23 protein-coding genes and 1 pseudogene are annotated in these 17436 nt (G+C 49.9%); 6 read left to right on the plus strand and 18 right to left on the minus strand.

The genetic code is table 11. The features are described from left to right. Positions 1-134: 134 nt before the first annotated feature. The gene (gene argS / locus HV345_RS10085; RefSeq protein ID WP_016153423.1) at positions 135-1868 is read right to left on the minus strand and encodes an arginine--tRNA ligase; all 1734 of its coding nucleotides are present in this window, start codon (positions 1866-1868) and stop codon (positions 135-137) included. Between the two features lie 238 nt (positions 1869-2106). Here argS and HV345_RS10090 point away from each other — a divergent pair, with 238 nt between their 5' ends. Together HV345_RS10090 and cutC are read left to right on the plus strand one after the other, a co-directional pair. Next, entirely contained in the window at positions 2107-2673 is a 567-nt protein-coding gene (locus HV345_RS10090; protein ID WP_181636574.1) for a VOC family protein, read from the plus strand. Positions 2674-2675: 2 nt separating this feature from the next. Then, a complete protein-coding gene (gene cutC / locus HV345_RS10095) occupies positions 2676-3422 on the plus strand; it encodes a copper homeostasis protein CutC (protein ID WP_053389058.1) in 747 nt (248 codons plus the stop codon). Between the two features lie 167 nt (positions 3423-3589). Here cutC and cmoB read toward each other — a convergent pair whose 3' ends face one another. The 17 genes and pseudogenes from cmoB to HV345_RS10180 form a co-directional block, all read right to left on the minus strand. After that, positions 3590-4558, minus strand: a complete 969-nt coding sequence (gene cmoB / locus HV345_RS10100; RefSeq protein WP_181636575.1) for a tRNA 5-methoxyuridine(34)/uridine 5-oxyacetic acid(34) synthase CmoB — start codon at positions 4556-4558, stop codon at positions 3590-3592. Continuing rightward, positions 4555-5298 (minus strand): carboxy-S-adenosyl-L-methionine synthase CmoA, encoded by a 744-nt coding sequence (cmoA, locus tag HV345_RS10105; protein ID WP_016153419.1) that lies wholly within the window; start codon positions 5296-5298, stop codon positions 4555-4557. Before cmoA ends, cmoB begins: the two co-directional genes overlap by 4 nt. A 40-nt stretch (positions 5299-5338) precedes the next feature. Next, positions 5339-5734: an MAPEG family protein gene (locus tag HV345_RS10110; protein ID WP_016153418.1), complete on the minus strand. Its 396-nt coding sequence runs from the start codon at positions 5732-5734 to the stop codon at positions 5339-5341. Positions 5735-5786: 52 nt separating this feature from the next. Further along, positions 5787-6560 (minus strand): DUF72 domain-containing protein, encoded by a 774-nt coding sequence (locus HV345_RS10115; RefSeq protein ID WP_181636694.1) that lies wholly within the window; start codon positions 6558-6560, stop codon positions 5787-5789. After that, a complete protein-coding gene (locus HV345_RS10120; RefSeq protein ID WP_181636576.1) occupies positions 6539-7852 on the minus strand; it encodes a site-specific integrase in 1314 nt (437 codons plus the stop codon). The genes HV345_RS10115 and HV345_RS10120 overlap by 22 nt, the downstream gene beginning before the upstream one ends. A 55-nt stretch (positions 7853-7907) precedes the next feature. Next, positions 7908-8144, minus strand: coding sequence for an excisionase family protein (locus HV345_RS10125; protein ID WP_181636577.1), 237 nt, complete (start codon positions 8142-8144; stop codon positions 7908-7910). 7 nt (positions 8145-8151) lie between these two features. Next, positions 8152-8322: pseudogene (locus HV345_RS26395) on the minus strand (ATPase); the annotation flags it as partial. A 497-nt stretch (positions 8323-8819) separates the two neighbouring features. After that, positions 8820-9044 carry a hypothetical protein gene (locus HV345_RS10135; RefSeq protein ID WP_024262723.1) on the minus strand — a complete coding sequence of 75 codons (225 nt, stop codon included), beginning with the start codon at positions 9042-9044 and terminating at the stop codon, positions 8820-8822. Beyond that, positions 9041-9607, minus strand: a complete 567-nt coding sequence (locus tag HV345_RS10140; RefSeq protein ID WP_094542914.1) for a hypothetical protein — start codon at positions 9605-9607, stop codon at positions 9041-9043. The genes HV345_RS10135 and HV345_RS10140 overlap by 4 nt, the downstream gene beginning before the upstream one ends. Next, the gene (locus tag HV345_RS10145) at positions 9604-10386 is read right to left on the minus strand and encodes a Bro-N domain-containing protein (protein WP_233626062.1); all 783 of its coding nucleotides are present in this window, start codon (positions 10384-10386) and stop codon (positions 9604-9606) included. The genes HV345_RS10140 and HV345_RS10145 overlap by 4 nt, the downstream gene beginning before the upstream one ends. Before the next feature lie 59 nt (positions 10387-10445). Continuing rightward, complete coding sequence (locus HV345_RS10150; protein ID WP_103856819.1) at positions 10446-10952, minus strand: hypothetical protein; 507 nt, start codon at positions 10950-10952, stop codon at positions 10446-10448. Between the two features lie 186 nt (positions 10953-11138). Beyond that, entirely contained in the window at positions 11139-11390 is a 252-nt protein-coding gene (locus HV345_RS10155; RefSeq protein WP_181636579.1) for a hypothetical protein, read from the minus strand. Further along, complete coding sequence (locus tag HV345_RS10160) at positions 11390-11746, minus strand: hypothetical protein (RefSeq protein WP_059444892.1); 357 nt, start codon at positions 11744-11746, stop codon at positions 11390-11392. Before HV345_RS10160 ends, HV345_RS10155 begins: the two co-directional genes overlap by 1 nt. 99 nt (positions 11747-11845) lie before the next feature. Continuing rightward, complete coding sequence (locus HV345_RS10165) at positions 11846-12136, minus strand: hypothetical protein (RefSeq protein ID WP_181636580.1); 291 nt, start codon at positions 12134-12136, stop codon at positions 11846-11848. 61 nt (positions 12137-12197) lie between these two features. Next, positions 12198-12623, minus strand: a complete 426-nt coding sequence (locus tag HV345_RS10170; protein ID WP_181636713.1) for a hypothetical protein — start codon at positions 12621-12623, stop codon at positions 12198-12200. An 81-nt stretch (positions 12624-12704) separates the two neighbouring features. Then, positions 12705-12998 carry a hypothetical protein gene (locus HV345_RS10175; RefSeq protein ID WP_032610623.1) on the minus strand — a complete coding sequence of 98 codons (294 nt, stop codon included), beginning with the start codon at positions 12996-12998 and terminating at the stop codon, positions 12705-12707. Between the two features lie 171 nt (positions 12999-13169). Then, on the minus strand, positions 13170-13862 hold the full coding sequence (locus HV345_RS10180; protein WP_023296237.1) for a helix-turn-helix transcriptional regulator: 693 nt from the start codon (positions 13860-13862) through the stop codon (positions 13170-13172). Positions 13863-13988: 126 nt separating this feature from the next. Here HV345_RS10180 and HV345_RS10185 point away from each other — a divergent pair, with 126 nt between their 5' ends. The 4 genes from HV345_RS10185 to HV345_RS10200 all read left to right on the plus strand — a co-directional run bounded on the left by HV345_RS10185 (position 13989) and on the right by HV345_RS10200 (position 17435). After that, a complete protein-coding gene (locus tag HV345_RS10185) occupies positions 13989-14231 on the plus strand; it encodes a YdaS family helix-turn-helix protein (protein ID WP_023296238.1) in 243 nt (80 codons plus the stop codon). Position 14232: 1 nt separating this feature from the next. Beyond that, the gene (locus tag HV345_RS10190; protein ID WP_023306765.1) at positions 14233-14442 is read left to right on the plus strand and encodes a DUF4222 domain-containing protein; all 210 of its coding nucleotides are present in this window, start codon (positions 14233-14235) and stop codon (positions 14440-14442) included. Next, positions 14435-15457, plus strand: a complete 1023-nt coding sequence (locus HV345_RS10195) for a hypothetical protein (protein WP_181636581.1) — start codon at positions 14435-14437, stop codon at positions 15455-15457. Before HV345_RS10190 ends, HV345_RS10195 begins: the two co-directional genes overlap by 8 nt. A 106-nt stretch (positions 15458-15563) precedes the next feature. Then, positions 15564-17435, plus strand: a complete 1872-nt coding sequence (locus tag HV345_RS10200) for a toprim domain-containing protein (RefSeq protein ID WP_181636582.1) — start codon at positions 15564-15566, stop codon at positions 17433-17435. Position 17436 lies beyond the last annotated feature (1 nt).

Raw genomic sequence — 17436 nt, forward strand, 5'->3', positions numbered from 1 at the left:
GGATGACAGGCAAAAAATGTTCCATATCTCTACGGAAATGTGTCATTCCTTGTGAGTTGTTACAGATGGCCTGTTACAGAAATAAAAAAGGCCTGAGTCCGAATTTCGGAGTCAGGCCTGATAGGTGAGCTGATTTACATACGTTCTACGGTTTCGATACCCAGCGTATCCAGACCCAGCTTCAGGGTTTTCGCCGTCAACTGTGCCAGTTTCAGGCGGCTGTTACGAATCTCTTCGTTTTCAGCGCTAAGGATTGGGCAGTGCTCGTAGAAGCCGGAGAACAGACCGGCAACGTCGTACAGGTAAGCACACATCACGTGCGGCGTACCTTCACGTGCAACAACGGTCAGCGTTTCTTCAAACTGCAGCAGACGCGCAGCCAGCTGAGCCTCGCGATCTTCACTGATAATCACCTGCGCATTTGCCAGCGCGCTTTCGTCGATATCGGCTTTACGGAACACGGACAGTACGCGGGTGTAGGCGTACTGCATATACGGCGCAGTGTTCCCTTCGAACGCCAGCATATTGTCCCAGTCGAAGATGTAGTCGGTGGTACGGTTTTTGGACAGATCGGCATATTTCACCGCGCCGATACCGACCGCATTAGCCAGTTTTTCCAGCTCGTCGGCAGGCATGTCCGGGTTCTTCTCCGCTACCAGACGGCGTGCGCGTTCCAGCGCTTCATCCAGCAGATCGGCCAGTTTAACCGTGCCACCCGCACGGGTTTTGAACGGCTTGCCGTCTTTACCCAGCATCATACCGAACATGTGGTGTTCCAGCGGCACAGAATCCGGCACATAACCGGCTTTACGCACGATGGTCCAGGCCTGCATTAAGTGCTGATGCTGACGGGAGTCGATGTAATAAAGTACGCGGTCGGCATGCAGCGTTTCATAACGGTACTTGGCGCAGGCGATATCGGTCGTGGTGTAGAGATAGCCGCCATCTTTCTTCTGAATGATTACGCCCATCGGTTCACCTTCCTTGTTCTTATACTCATCAAGGAATACGACGGTAGCGCCTTCGCTTTCAACAGCCAGGCCTTTAGCTTTGAGATCGGCCACGATGCCAGGCAGCATCGGGTTGTACAGGCTTTCACCCATGACGTCGTCACGGGTCAGGGTGACGTTCAGGCGATCGTAGGTTAACTGGTTTTGCGACATGGTGATGTCGACCAGTTTGCGCCACATCTCACGGAAGTACTCGTCGCCGCCTTGCAGCTTCACGACATAACTCCGGGCACGTTCCGCGAAGGCTTCATCTTCGTCGTAATGTTTTTTCGCATCACGGTAGAAACCTTCAAGGTCAGCCAGCGCCATCTCGCCAGCATTTTCCTGCTGCTGTTTTTCCAGCCATGCGATGAGCATACCGAACTGAGTACCCCAGTCGCCGACGTGGTTGGCGCGGATAACATTGTGACCGAGGAACTCCAGCGTACGCACCGCAGCGTCACCGATGATGGTGGAACGCAGGTGACCAACGTGCATCTCTTTCGCTACGTTAGGTGCGGAGTAATCAACCACAACGGTTTGTTTAGCCGGTTGGGTGACGCCCAGACGATCGGAAGCCAGCGCCTGCTGAACGTGCTGCGCCAGAAATGCCGGATCGAGAAAAATATTGATAAAGCCCGGGCCTGCAATTTCAACTTTGCTGGCGATCCCGTTGAGATCCAAATGAGTCAGCACCTGCTCAGCCAGTTGTCGCGGCGCCATACCCAGTTTTTTAGCGACAGCCATCATACCGTTAGCCTGATAGTCGCCGAACTGTACTTTTGCTGACTGACGAACCTGCGGTTCGCAATCTGCAGGCGCGCCTGCAGCAATCATGGCCTGACTGACTTTTTCTGAGAGAAGAGCCTGAATATTCACCGGAATACCTTACATTTATGAAGCGGCTTAAAATGCACCGCACCAGTTTAAGAATTAAGGGCGGGAGTATACTGCAAATGCCCGTTGCCGTCAGCATTGCGAGTATCGCCAGCAGCCTGAAATATAAACATTGTCATTACGTATAATTATTCATATTGCGCTTAAGAAAATCAGCAGTTGGTTGGGGCTGCGCAACAGGGTAAATTAGCGGCTTTGAATATGGATATGAGCTTTCATTATGGCGAACTGGCAAACAGTTGCAGAACTGCATGATATTTCCGCAGATTTACCGCATTTCATTCAGGCGTTAATGGATCTTTCCACTCGCCTTGGGCTGGATATCTCATCGCTTGAAGCCGATCACATTTCTCTGCGTTGTCATCAAAATACCACCGCAGAGCGCTGGCGTCGTGGGTTTGAACAGTGCGGCGAATTGCTGTCAGAAAATATCATCAATGGCCGACCGATTTGCTTGTTCAAGCTCGATGAGCCAGTTTGTGTGCAACACTGGCAATTTACTATCGTAGAACTGCCGTGGCCGGGCGAAAAGCGTTATCCGCATGAGGGCTGGGAGCATGTTGAAATTGTTCTGCCGGGTGAGGTGGAGACGCTGAATGCACGAGCGCTGGCGCTGCTTTCAGATCACGGGCTGAGCCAGCCGGGCATATTTGTAAAAACCAGTTCGCCAAAAGGCGAGCGCGAACGTTTACCGAATCCAACGCTGGCGGTCAGCGATGGCAGCGTGACGATAAAATTCCATCCGTGGTCGATTGAAGCCATTGTGGCAAGCGAACGTCAGGAGTGAGTATGGCATTACTGGAAATCTGCTGTTACAGCATGGAGTGCGCGCGCACGGCGCAGCAAAACGGCGCGGATCGCATTGAGCTTTGCTCGGCGCCCAAAGAAGGGGGCTTAACGCCGTCCCTGGGCGTCTTGCGCTCGGTTCGCCAGTATATCTCGATTCCGGTCAATCCCATTATTCGCCCGCGCGGGGGCGACTTTTGTTACACCGACGGTGAATTCGCTGCAATGCTGGATGATATTGCAATGGTAAGAGATCTGGGGTTCTCAGGGTTGGTAACCGGCATTTTAGATGCAGAGGGTGATGTCGATATGCCGCGCATGGAGAAAATAATGATCGCGGCGGGACCGCTGCACGTCACTTTTCATCGGGCCTTTGACATGTGCGCTAACCCACTCAATGCGCTAAAAAAATTAGCTGATTTGGGCATCGCCAGAGTGCTGACTTCCGGGCAAAAATCAGATGCGGCGCAAGGTTTAACAAAAATTATGGAACTTATTGCGCAGGGGGATGCTCCAATCATTATGGCCGGAGCGGGGGTTCGCGCCTCGAATTTGTCCCTGTTCCTTGATGCTGGAGTGCAGGAAGTCCACAGTTCTGCCGGAGTATGGCTGGCTTCCCCCATGCGTTATCGCAATTCGGGGTTGTCGATGTCTTCGGATGCACAGGCGGATGAGTATTCACGCTATGCAGTAGACGGGGCGGCGGTTGCGGAAATGAAAGCAATCATTGCACACCACCAGGCCAGCTGATTTTTACCGTTGCATCATGTCGCCCAATATGATGCTTGCTCGTACCAGGCCCCTGCAATTTCAACAGGGGCCTTTTTTTATCCTGCATATTTCAAGCCGCAACGGAGCTGTCTGCCTTGCTGCAAGTTGAACTATTTTGCAGAAAGAGTGCTATCAGGCAAAAATGATTACGGCTTACGTGCAATCAATACCGCGCGTAATGGGGCCGGGTAGCCTTCCACCGTTTTGCTGTGATCGTTCGGGTCGAGGAAGTCGGCCAGTGATTCGGTTATCATCCACTCGGTGCGGCGCTGCTCTTCGGTGGTGGTGACGCAGACATCAGCGATGCGCACATCAACAAACCCACATTTTTCCAGCCAGTTTTTTAACGCCAACGCAGAAGGAATAAAGTAAACGTTACGCATCTGCGCGTAGCGATCGCCCGGTACCAGTACGGTATTTTCATCACCTTCGACGACCAGCGTTTCCAGTACCAGTTCGCCATCTTTCACCAACTGATCCTTCAACTGCCACAGGTGTTCCAGCGGTGAACGGCGGTGATAAAGCACTCCCATGGAGAATACGGTATCAAAGGCGTTGAGCGCCGGAAGCTGCTCAATACCCAGCGGCAGCAGGTGAGCGCGCTGGTCATTGCCCAGCAGTTTACGTACTGCCTCAAACTGGCACAGAAACAGCTGGGTAGGATCGATACCAACTGCCAGATGCGCCCCCGAGCCAATCATGCGCCACATGTGATATCCACTCCCGCAGCCGACATCAAGAATGGTGCGCCCGGTGAGGTCAGACAAGTGCGGCAGAACGCGATCCCATTTCCAGTCCGAGCGCCACTCGGTATCTATATTGACGCCGTACAACGAGTACGGCCCTTTACGCCATGGCATCAAGTTACGCATCAGGGTGTCGATACGTTTGAGCTGACCGTCGCTGAGCGGCTCATCGCTTTCGGCGGTAACGCTATGCAGTAAGTCCAGGCGATGCGGCGTCAGCTCGGGCAGAAACTCGACCGCATTTGACCACTGCTTAAACAAGCCGTGCTGATCGCGCTGCCAGGTCGCGATTTGCGCCGGGAGCGTTTCCAGCCAATGGGAAAGGTGATTTTTGGCAATCAGTTGATAAAAGTTACCAAAGTCGATCATGCGCTAACCTCAGCTTTCAGTGCCACCAGAGAACCAAAGTTAAAGCACTGGAACCACAATTCGCTGTGTTCAAAGCCCGCCTGATGCAGTCTCGCTTTGTGCGTTTCGACCGAGTCGGTCAGCATCACGTTCTCCAGCATGCTGCGCTTTTGACTGATTTCCAGCTCGCTATAGCCATTTGCCCGTTTGAAATCGTGGTGCATGTTGAACAGCAGTTCGCCAACGTTAGCGTCTTCGAAACTGAATTTTTCAGACAGTACCAGCGCGCCGCCGGGGTTCAGCCCCTGATAAATCTTATCCAACAATGCCTGGCGCTCAGGTGGCTCAAGGAATTGCAGGGTAAAATTCAGCACCACCATCGAGGCGTTTTCGATAGTAATGTTGCGAATATCGCCTTCGACAACGTCAACCGGTGTCGGCGCTTTATAGGCGTCAATATGACGGCGGCAGCGCTCAACCATGGCTGGGGAGTTATCAACGGCAATAATTTTGCAATTCTCGTGATGAATATTGCGACGCACCGAGAGCGTCGCCGCGCCCAGAGAACAGCCCAGATCGTAGACCTGTGTGTTGGGCTGTACGAAACGTTCGGCCAACATCCCAATCATAGAAATGATATTGGAATAGCCAGGAACGGATCGCTGGATCATATCCGGGAAGACTTCAGCTACCCGTTCATCAAAGGTCCAGTCACCCAGACTGGCGATAGGCGCAGAAAAAAGCGTGTCGCGGTGAGACATAACGTAAAAATCCGGGAAAAATAAAGTGGCGTATTGTGCGCTAATGCAGGGAGAAAACCAACTCCCAGGGCATATACCAAAGATTCGCCAGCACCATTAGCAACAGCGAACACCAGGTCGCGCTCATGCCTGAACGTCGCCAGCGGAAAAGCCGGTGGTGGAATCCGTAATAATGCATCAGTCGTCCGGCAATCAAAATCAGCCCGCAAATATGCACCATCCACGTTTCAGCGCCGTTCATTTCCATAAATAACAGCAGCACCAATGCGACGGGAATATATTCCACCGCATTACCGTGAATGCGGATAGCGCTTTGTAGTTCGCTAAAACCTCCGTCACCATATGCAACGCGGTATTGCATGCGCAGGCGAACGACGTCAAAGGAGAACTTAATTAACAATAACGCACCCAATACGGCATAAAGCGCGCTTACCATACAAACTCCCTTTTAAAATGGCTGATGGCATTGACTATGATAGGTGGCATTTTCAGAAAAGAGAAGATTGCTGTGGAATAGACGGCGCTGATCCGATCTCTGGCAGGGCGCTGCGTAAATTTGCCCATAGGGTATCGACAAGCTCCGGGGCCTGCGCGATATCCGGGGTATGTAAAAACAGATACGGCGTTGTGGTTTGTTGCCATTGCGACAGCTTGGTCAGCCAGACGGCAAAAAGCGCGCTGTTTTGTGCCATATTATCGCTGCCGATAAAGCGTACCATCGGATGGTTTGCCGTCACCACTGCATGCACCGGAACCTTTGGCTTCTTGCGCTGGGCGTCACGTATCGCTTCAGTATGTGGTATTGCGGCATGTACCGGTCGACTGTCCAGAATCACCCGATTTACCCCGCGCTCATGTAGGCCTCGATTGAATCGTTGCTCTGTTTCGCCTTTGGCAAAGAAGTCCGGATGGCGAACTTCCACACCGTAGGTAAAGGATTTGGGGAGCGCATCGAGAAACTGCCACAAGGCTGGCAGGTCGTGCGGGCCAAAAGTTGCGGGTAATTGCAGCCAGTATTGTCCAATGCGTGATTCAAGTGGCGACATGCGCGTGAAAAACTCTTGTACCAGGTCATCGCAATTACGCAGCGCGGCCTGATGCGAAATGGTGGCCGGAAACTTAAAACAAAATCGAAACGCATCGGTAGTCTGCGCATGCCAGCGGGCCACAATGTCGGCTTTTGGCAGCGCGTACAGCGTGGTATTGCCCTCCACACAGTTAAAGTGGCGGGCGTTAGGGGTTAACTTACTGATTTTAATAATCCTCCCGTACTGTTATCGTGGCTATGGGGCATCAATGGGGCAAAATCTGCCAGCTTCTGATTCAGCATTGCGATCTGCTCTGCGCTGCTGTCAGCCATCCATGCACCGTAAACATTGAACACCATTTGTGCGCTCGCATGCCCCATCTGACTGGCAATAAAACTTGGGTTTGCACCAGCAGATAATGACCAGCACGCGTAAGTGTGGCGCGACTGGTAAGCTTTTCGATGCCTGATCCCCGCCTTTTTTAGCCCTGCGTCCCATGAGTCACCAAACGAATCCACCTTGTAGATAATCCCCACATCCTTACTTCGACGGACTATCTTAGGGTTAAAGACAAATGTACACCGGTGCTTCGCCGTTCTACCATACTCACGCAATTGCACGTTGATGTGATGCTGTTGCCCGAGTCTGGTCATTTCCATCTGATTCCTTAAAACATCGATGGCTGGCTGAATGAGGTGTATCACTCTATCCGTACTGGCGTCAGTTTTCGGTAGTGTGAACTCGTCCAGCTTTGTATAATTGCGGCGAATTGTTATTGTACCTGCCTCAAGGTCGATATCTTCCCATGCCAGGGAAACCAGCTCCCCGTGACGAACACCTGTGTACACCGCCAGTGACCACATGTTTTTCGTCTGCTGATGCCGGCATGCATCTATCAGACGGATGAACTCATCACGACTGAGCGGGTCTGGCTCTACCCTGGCTCTTTTTAATGGCTTTATTCCATCAAAGGGATTTGCCTTTATGTACCCATTATCGGCGGCGAACTGGAACATTCCGGCGATAGTCGTCATGTAGTAATTGACGGTGACCGCGCTCCGGCCCTTAACGGGGATCCTGCCCTTTACAGCGCACTGATAACCCATCAAAAGCTCTTTCCTGATATACAGCAACTCTTCTTTCTCAATCGCTGTCACCAGTCGGCTAGACCCGATCAGCGGTACAACAACAGCAACGACCGACTCGTACCGTTTGTGCGCGTTCGAGCTGATTTCCATCTTTTTCAGATCCAGCCACTTCTCTTCGAGTTCTTTCACTGTGATTTCTTTCTTGCCCAACCCAAAAATTTTAAGGTTGGGTGAATCTGGAAACCGTTCAGCATAATCAAAGCTTCCCGTGCGGATGGCAAAGCATACCGACACCCGCAGTTCCCCGGCGATCTTCCTGTTCTTAGCGGTGTCAGGGACACCGAGGTTTTCCCTGACGCGCTTACCTTTAAAATTAAACCAGATGCGCAGACTGCCACCGTGGTTTTCGACGCCTGTTGGATAGGTGATTTTATCCATTGATTCCTCCAGACGCCCAAGAGCAGAGTGAGCTTACCTTTTTCATGGCATCAAATCACCCTGGCTGTTTGTTTTTCATCGAAGCGACCCATGCATCGACCGCTTTACGGTTGTACATGCACTCACTGGATGGCTTGGGGTTTCCGTCTGGTGAAACGTGAATGTATTCCCGCCCAACCATCCAGCACTCTTTTCTGGCCCGAAGGATGGTCCCGGGCTTGAGCCCGGTAACCGCGATCAGGACGCTTTCACAAACCCACTCATTCGGTGCTAACTGGATAATATCGCCCATACCCGCCTCACTTCACCTTCACATCAATGCCTGCCATCGCGCAATCTCTCCCGATCGCCTCTTGAACCCACCGCTTATAGGTTTCCGGATGGAATACCTCATGCTTACCTGTACCGCTCCAGAATGCCTTTGAACTGATATCTGGCAGGGTGATGGTCAACGGTTTACCAGTGGTGCTATCGTTAACCAGCGTCGAATTCATGCCGCAGCGCGACTCGGCAATTTTTGGCAAAGAATCCAGTGCTGACGCGGCCTTGATGCTGCAGCGCGACTCTCCATCGACATGGTCGACGCTTTGTCTATCCTGCACCTGCACTTTTTTGTTGCTCCTGCAATTTTGTGGTGCTCCTGCATCACCCGCAGGAGTAAGCGCGATACTGCAGGCGCACTCCAGTGCGGTCATGGCAAACCCTACAGCCTGCCATACGGTGCTGTCATCAGCGCTATCAAGCCTGGCGATTGCAAGAGACGCCGCTTTTCTCATTCGCTCAATCTCCGCCGCCATGTAGTAGCCCGTTTTGCTCCAGGTATCCACATCATCGCCGGTCATATCCGGTTCCATCGTCGCCATCAGAACGGCGTCGTGATAGTCCTGGCTGCCACTGGTAATCGCAACAGCGTAGGTGTCACTGTTTTCGCGCTTATGGATAAGCACGACAGGGTTCTGAATTTTGCTCATCGTGCCGCCTCTCGCTGGATTGTCTTGTGGGCTCGCAACATATCGCGGGATTTTCCGGACAAAACCGTCTTCATGAAGAACATTCCACTGCGGTTTGCAACTATTCCTGGAGTGCAGATCAGCGTGGCGTCTACCACCCGGTTATGTTTACGGAATTCAAACACCGTGCTGGTGATAACGATGTTCGCCACGGCGCCGTAGTCCTGGTATTGGATTTTCATGCCAGATGCTCCTCAACAATTTTGAAAGCATCATCACGGCATGGCATCACGACGAACTCAGGGTTACCGTATGTAGTGTTGATCACTGGATCGAACTGAATGCGTACCGCTCCAGCCTCACCGGAAGGGCGTAACTGGATGGGAATAAACTTTCGCTCGCGACCAAACATCTTTTCCGGATAGCTGAGGTATTCAGCCTGGATAACCGGATTGATACTGAAATCCACTTTTTTCGGGATGACGCGTTCCATATCAGGAAAACGACCATCAACAAGTTTGATGCCAGTGATCGAGATCCGACGCTCGAACGTGTCGCGGTGAATGGCAAAGGCTTCTTTGTTGAATACCAGTTCAGTGGTTTCCGCTTTCGCCGGAACCGGTCCTTCAAACTGGACGATGATGTTTTTCTTCGTCCGGATGCCGTGCTCCATGCGCAGTGCTACATGCCCGTTAGTTGACTCGATATATTTCGGAGTGATGTGCACACCATTCAGGTAGTAACGGACATCATTTTTTGCAGCGCATACCAGAGCTGCGCGAATGAGTTTCGACTGGATGATCATGCCTCCACCTCCACGAAGATCTCTTTCGGATCCTTACGCAGAACGAAGCCACCAAATTCAGGATGTTGCCAGCGCTTGCGTTTACCGCTTGGGCGAACGGATTCTTCCAGCAGCACCTGAAATGCGTGAATGAACGATTCACGGTGTACGCACAGCCCACGAACTCCCGGCAACTGTCTGGAGGGCAGGTTTGCGAACTGAACAAGACGACGGCACGAAGGATCGGACAGACTGGTTTCCCATGACACTTTGTGTACCGGAACGAATTCGGCATCGGTATTCACGAATTCAGTCGAACTAATGCGCCGTTGTGGTAGAGAGGAAGATACAGGCGAAGCAGCAACCAGGTTGGCGCCACTCACTTCCATTACTGCTTTCATCGTCGCTGATGCGGTTGCTTCGGCCACTACGCGGGCCAGTGAAAGAATGTCATGGTTCATACTGATTTCCTGTTGTGTTGATTGAACGCCTGACGCTTCTTTACTGTAAGTTCCGGTTGTCATGATGGATGGGAGAACATCTTCGCAAACCCAGTCCTGCACACGTTCAGCGGATGGAAGCTGGCTGCGCAGGATAAGCCGGAACAAATCAGCCTGACCAGCAAGCTGAGTACCGCGCGGTTTTTCACCAAAACCCAATTCTAACGATTCGTTATAATCAAGTTTAATCAACGCCTTGCAGTGGTCTTTCAGCGCTTTTGCTGGGTTCGTATAACCGAGGGATTTAGCCAGTTCTACAGCGTCAAAGGCTGGTTTTCCCTCATAAAGAATTCCACTCATAGAAAAATTGAGTTCTTCTGAGCTAAAGGTCATAAGTTGGTTTTTCATCATCATTTACCTCAGTGTAAAATGTGTTGAACAGGTGTTACTTCCCCAGCGCGAACGCGAGTGGCAAGATCCGTAAAGATGTCGTCTAAAAACTCTGCAAACCACGAATGACCGTCTTCTTTCAGGCGCTGATCGTTGGCGGAGTAGAACTGGAAGACAGCCAGATATCGCTCCTGCGGTTTTTTCTCGATCAGTGCGCCTTCTACGTGTTCAATAAGCAGGTTCTCGATAAGCTGCCGCGTTAAGCCAAAAACAAACTCACCGGTTTTAAACTGATACTCACCGTCACGAAGTCCCCAGCGCTTTTCGCATTCAATCAGGTAAAGCAGGGCGACAGTTCCGCGCATGGAGTGACAAACGGTTTCAGCCCATTCATGCTGTTCTTCAGTTGTCAGAGCACCTTTGCCGTAACGATTTTCATCGAGCATCCACGCGGGGATGTGCGTACCGGACTGCTCCTGCATTTCTTTCAGTCGGGCAACTAGCTGCTTTACGTTGTCGTTTTTGTTGGTACTCATCGTTTTAATTCTCCGTTATACGTTTCATGACTCATTACTTCCCAATTGCGGCCATTGTCTTTCGATAGCATCCGCCAGCGCGGATTAACCTTCAGACTGAGAAATCCGGTGCGTCGCATACGTCGTGCATATACTCGCTTCCGTCGGTATCGCAGCAGGACCTGCATCGCCTGCAGGTGTACGCGTTCAGGTATTCGAATTGCTGTCAGTGCCACCAGTTAGCTCCTGTATACGTAACCCGGCTTCGCGGGCCATTTCGATAAAAGTGTCCAGTGCGCAAATATGTTCGTCGTCGAGCAGCCGGCGGTCGCATGTCACACGCCCTTTTTCGATGTAAAGAACCACGCGTCCGGTGAAATCCGGAAGCACATGCAGATCCACGTTGAGGACTGGGGGGGGGATCTGCATTCCGTGAATAATTGTTTGTTGTGAGGCCATCAGTTAATTCCTCCACATACGTATTTCTCTTTCGCGTGTTTAATTAATTCCGCAAAAATCTCGTCAACAATCATCTTTCCGGTTTCGGTCAGATATTCGGTGTGTCCATTGATATCGACGCTTTTCATATACGTCTGGCGAAGAAATGTTTCCGCTTCTGTGTTGAATTCAGTCCGAGCCTGTTTTTCGAAGCGCAGCAAAAGTTTCAGCATTGATTCTTCATTAATCTCGATAACCTGAATATTGTCATCGGGCATATTTATGGAGAGGCAATAACCTCCTGTCTTGCGCTTCATTCGGTTTAATGTCGCAATAGCAATGCGGCGGCGATAAATTTCAATGGTGTTGTTTTTCATTGTCACTACCGCCCGTAAGCCTTGCGCAGAAAAAGGTTTGCAATATGCAGATAACTATTTCCATAAGAGGCGAAAAGTTTTGCTGTCTTGTGTGCTGCTTTATCTTTCAGAAACGTCATTATTGCCCCCCCCCTTTGAGGTGTTCTCCATGGTCATTTGGGTCATGAAGCAAAGCTCATTAAGTAATGAGGTAAATCTTCCTGCTACCTTCACATCAGTGCGTGTGATTGCTGGCATAAGTAACTGGGTAAATTCAGCACGCAGCTCATGCGCATATTTATTGGCACACTCTGCTGTTTTGTGGGCTTTGTTTATGTAAAGAATGTCGTCATCCTGATTGGCCGGATGGACTTTGTTATTCACGACTTCACTTCTGACGATAATATTCATTTTCATTTCCTCAGGGTGAGTGATGCCACACCAGTTAAGGCGTTGATTATTTATTTGTTAATTACGAGTTTATTTTTTCAGCTTTCTTGCTGATTACTTCTTGTAGCTCGTCGAGCTTTTCAAAAACGATAGTCAGAGTTCCTATTGCAGATAATTCCTGCGGAATGCAGTCCATCGCATTACAAACCGCCATTTTGCAGTTTCCGGCTTCTGTAGCCCAGTTGTTAAGCACGCCAGATGTTAATCTCTTACTTGCCTCTGCGGATGAATTATTGGCGCAAGCGTTCCGGGTAATGCTTTCCGTGGGCAGCATAGTGACGTATTCATTAACACCGTCCAGCGTTTTCTGCATCGAACGAATCAGGCATGCAATTGCGTTATCGGCTTCTGGCTGAAGCTCGTAGTTACGATAAATAACCTCAAGTAACGAGGTGTTTTCCACAATATCAGCTGCGACACTTTCGAGTATTTCGATGGGAGTTTTCATTTTCATTTCCTCAGGGTGAGTTTTTCCCCACCCTAAAAGGTGTTAATTTTGATTAATTGAGTTGGTTAATTAATTGGTTAGTTAGCTAACAGAAAACATTTTTTTAATATCAGGATGGTCATCTATGATTTTTTTAGCATCATCACATGCTTCTTCATATGACTTGAAGAAATCAACCAGAACAAAATAATTATCTACACGTTCGTAGATAGCGAATTCCAAACCATCAATAAAAGTGGTGTTAAATTCGTAATCAAAATCATTCTGATGAGGCTGTGCAGCTCGTAAATAAATCCAGTGTGAATTTGCTGCTTTAAGCTTGGCGTGGATATCAAATGCCTGGCTCGCTGGGTTTGGTTGGGAGGTTGTATTCATCTCGTTGGCTCCGTTGTTTGCCGATGAAATGAGAATACTTAAGTATTAATTGAAGGTCAATGGTATTAATACAAAAAGAATAATAGATTTCTTATGTATTTGTTATTGAAGATTATTTTAGTAATAAAAAAGCCGACACTATGGTCGGCTTGGTGCTTTTTTGGTAGCGGATCAGAAGATTGTTGATACCCAAAACAGCCTTCCTAAAACCTCAAGACTATCCATGTCTACTTCTTCGTCAGGGTATTCATCAGAGTTATAGCTTCTGATTGTCACCTTGTCTGGCCCAGATCTGTAGAGGATTTTTAACCTTTTCCATCCACCTTGGTTGATGCCGTAAATTTTACCATCAACGATACGCTTGTCATGGCAGTTTATAGCAACAGTAGAGCCATCAGCGATCACTGGCTCCATGCTATTCCCGTGTGCAGCAAAGCATAGAACGCCATCACCATCACTATTAGCTCCCACCTTTCGCAATGTTGCTTTGGAAAACCTAAGTTTTTTGCCATTGTAATCATCATTAAGAGCGCTGCCATCTCCACATGCGAACTCGATATCCTTCAAGTAAGGCACCTCTACCTCATCATCCTCAAGCGGCGTTTGCTTATCCCATGGATCTATACCAAACATCCTTTGTTCTGGAGTTTTTGCGGGCCCCATGGTGCCTTCACCAGTGCTTAACCATATTGGATCTACATCCAACGCTTTGGCTATATCCACGATTTTTCCGCTGGACTGAGCTTTTCCTGAGGTTAGTTTTTGTATGGCCCCCTGGCTTACCCCAACCCTATGCGCTAATTGACTTTGTGTAGCCCCGGCATGAGCCATCGCCAGCCTTAGTCTTTCTGCAAGTGTGTTCATCTAAGTATCTCCGATTTCTGTGCATATTTAATACCACAGGATTAACCATGGCAAGCGGATAATACTTGATTAATTATTCCTTTGGTATTATTTTATATCTTTAATATTAATACTAAGGGCTTTGTTATGACTGATGAGGTTTTTGAATCCCCAATGGCGAAAGCCGTGTACGTTGCTGGTGGGCAAAGTTCGCTTGCTAAAAAGGTTGGCGTTACGCAAGGAGCGGTCTGGAAGTGGGTCAGGGGGATCAAGAAAGTTTCTCCTGTCCATGCAGTAGCAGTCTCAAACGCAGTTAATGGAGTTGTTAAGCCTCATGAACTGCGTCCTGATTTGCCGACTCTTTTCCCACACCCGGGCAATGAGGTGTGATATGTCGCACTCAATCACTACCGAAAACCAAATTAAGCCATTGGATATCGATTATCGCGATCCGCGCGGTGTGATTGTGCATGTCACCGGCTGGAATCGGGATAAGCAGCAGGTGTATTTCACCAGGCAGAATTATCCGCATGAATGCATGCAGCCTGTCTGGAAGTTCCAACAATATTTTACGAAGGTCTCGGAGGCGCAAAATGCGTGATTACGGAAAGGTGTCTCCTCACTTCTGGATTGGCAGAACAGGCAAAGAGCTGCGTCAGGCTGGGCCAGAGTCTCAGCTTGTGGCGTTGTATCTGCTTACCAGTCCGCACGCCAATATGATCGGTCTTTATTACATGCCCCTTGCGTTCCTGTCTCATGAGACTGGATTAACCATGGAAGGGGCTAAGAAGGGGCTTAATAGCGCCATTAAAGCCGGGTTTTGTAAGTACGACGAGCATTCAGAGATGGTGTGGGTCATCGAAATGGCAACGCATCAAATCGGCGAGGCGCTGAAACCCGGAGACAAGCGCTGTACTGGAGTACAGAACGAATACAACAAAGTATCGGATAACCTATTTCTTTCAGAGTTTTACGAGAAATATTCCAAACAATTCAATATGACTTTTTCCCGTAGTAGTGAGGTTCAGATCCCGGAGGAAATTGAAGGGGCTTCGAAGGGGCATGCAAGCCAGAAGCAGGAACAGGAGCAGGAGAAAGAACAAGATCAAACTAATTTGTCCGATTCGAATCGGACTGATGGCGATAAACCTGACGAGTCGAAAGGTAAACCTGCACAGGGAAAGCCTGATTCAGAATCATATGATGCTGAAGGCCCAGATCCAGTCGATGTCGCTTTCGAAAATATTTTTTGGGGGGCAGGTCTGAGGAAGGATGCCAAGGTCAAGGCTAAGTCAGCGTTCAGGACCAAATATCGCGACTGGAAAAAAGCGAACCGAGGTACACCTGATAACTTCGCCGTTATGCTGGCTGAAGATATCAGCCTACGAGTGAAAGCACAGCAAATGGGGTTCGACAAACTCCTGCCAGCGTCATACCTGAACGGAGAGCGGTGGAACGATGAAAAACCAAATGTAGCTCCTCAGATATCCGCAAGCGCAAACGCCGTCGGTGGGACAGGGGCTTCCTGGTTCGCCAAACCAAGTGACGGTTCGGCTGAGGTATTTATCAGCCAGGCCGCTATCGAGCGCATGAAGCGCGGTGGGTATCGCCAATGAAACCATTCCTCAAGAGCGTGCTGATTGCAGGTTATAACCACGGCGTTCTGAGCGAGGAATTCGTGACATGGTGTTTTGTTAAATTTGATTTACGGAGTGAGTGAGCATGACGCCCGCCGAACTTTCAGAAAAATTATGGGACAACGCCGAAAGGGTTGCAAAGTACCTGCTGCCAAAAGGTCATCTGGAAGGCAAAGAGTGGTGTGTTGGTAATACCAACGGTGACGCCGGAAAGAGCCTCAAAATTAACATTGGTGGCAAAAAAACGTGGGCAGACTTCGCCAGCGGTGATAGTGGTGATCTTCTGGATTTGTGGGTACTGGTGCGCAACTGCCAGTTGCATGATGCGATGCGTGAGGCAAAAGAATTTCTCGGCCTGAAAGACGACGATCACCATTTCGAGGCAAAGAAAAAAACATTCTCCAGGCCGACGAAGAAGGGCGTCAAAAAAGCGAGCAATTGTTACGACTACCTGGCTACGCGAGGAATCACCCGCGAGACGGCGGATCTGTTCCGTGTGTCTGATGCGGTGGTCTGGTATCACGAAGAAAATCGAGAAGTACCCGCCGTGGCATTCCCGTACATCCGGAATGGCGAACTGCTGCAAGTAAAACGCATAGGTACTGAAAGACCAAACGGCAAAAAGATAATTATGGCTGAGGCGGATTGCGAGCCATGTCTCTTTGGTTGGCAGGCCCTGGACAAATCCACGCGTCTGGTTGTTCTGTGCGAAGGCGAGATTGACTGTATGACTTTCACGCAGCTTGGTTACGACGCGCTTTCTGTTCCCTTTGGCGGCGGCAAGGGTGCCAAACAGCAGTGGATTGAATATGAGTACCACAATCTGGATCGCTTTCAGGAGATCTGGCTTTGCCTGGATAACGACGATGTCGGCCGTGAAGCTGCAAAGGAAATTGCCAGACGACTTGGCGAGCATCGCTGCCGCCTGGTTGAACTCCCGCACAAGGATATCAACGATTGCCTGATGAGCGGCATGGACAGTGAGTCCATCCTGGAGCACATGGAACGCGCTAAATTTTTCGATCCAGATGAACTGTGCTCGGCAGGTGATTTACTTCAGGAAACCATTGAAGCGTTTGAGCATCGCGATGTTGGCTTGTTCACCAGCCCATGGACCTCGCTGAATTACAATTTCAAATTTCGCGCCGGAGAACTGACGCTGGTAAATGGCGTGAATGGTCACGGCAAGACCGAACTGGTTGGCCATATCGCAGTTGCTGCTATGAATCAGGGGATTCGGACGTGCATCGCCTCTCTGGAACTGAAGCCAGGGAAAATGTTGGCCCGTCTGACGCGGCAGACTATCTGTACCGCATCACCGAAACGCGAAGAAATCGTTATGACGAACGAATGGTTTTCCGATCGTCTGTGGGTGTTCAAACTCACCGGAACAGCCAAGGCCGATCGACTGTTGGAAATATTTGCCTATGCCAGACGCCGCTATGGAATCGATCTTTTCGTTATCGATAACCTGGCAAAGTGCGGACTCGATGAAGAGGACTACGGCGGTCAGAAAGAATTTATCGATACCTTATGCGACTTCAAAAACGAGCACAATTGCCACGTTCTGCTGGTAACGCATGCCAGAAAAACAAACGAAGCTGCACCAACAGGAAAGATGGATGTTAAAGGCACTGGCGCTTTAACCGACATGCCCGACAACGTTATGGCCGTCTGGCGTAATATCCCCCGCGAACTGGCGCAGCGCAAGGCTGAAAGAATGGGGTATGAGAGTCTTGATAAGGACGAACAGACTGCTATCCAAATGCCCGCCTCGATGATCCGCCTGTTGAAACAACGTGAAGGGGAAGGCTGGATCGGAGACATAGGGGCCAACTTTGATTCCCGCTCACACCAGTTTATCGAGGGTGATAAAGGGCCCTTCAATTACTTGGCCGGCAAACAGCAAAGTGAACTTGATATTGAGTGGGAAGCTACCAACGCAACGAGGTATTAAA

It is taken from the genome of Citrobacter sp. RHBSTW-00986 (genome assembly GCF_013783065.1).
GTDB classification, from domain to species: domain Bacteria; phylum Pseudomonadota; class Gammaproteobacteria; order Enterobacterales; family Enterobacteriaceae; genus Citrobacter; species Citrobacter braakii.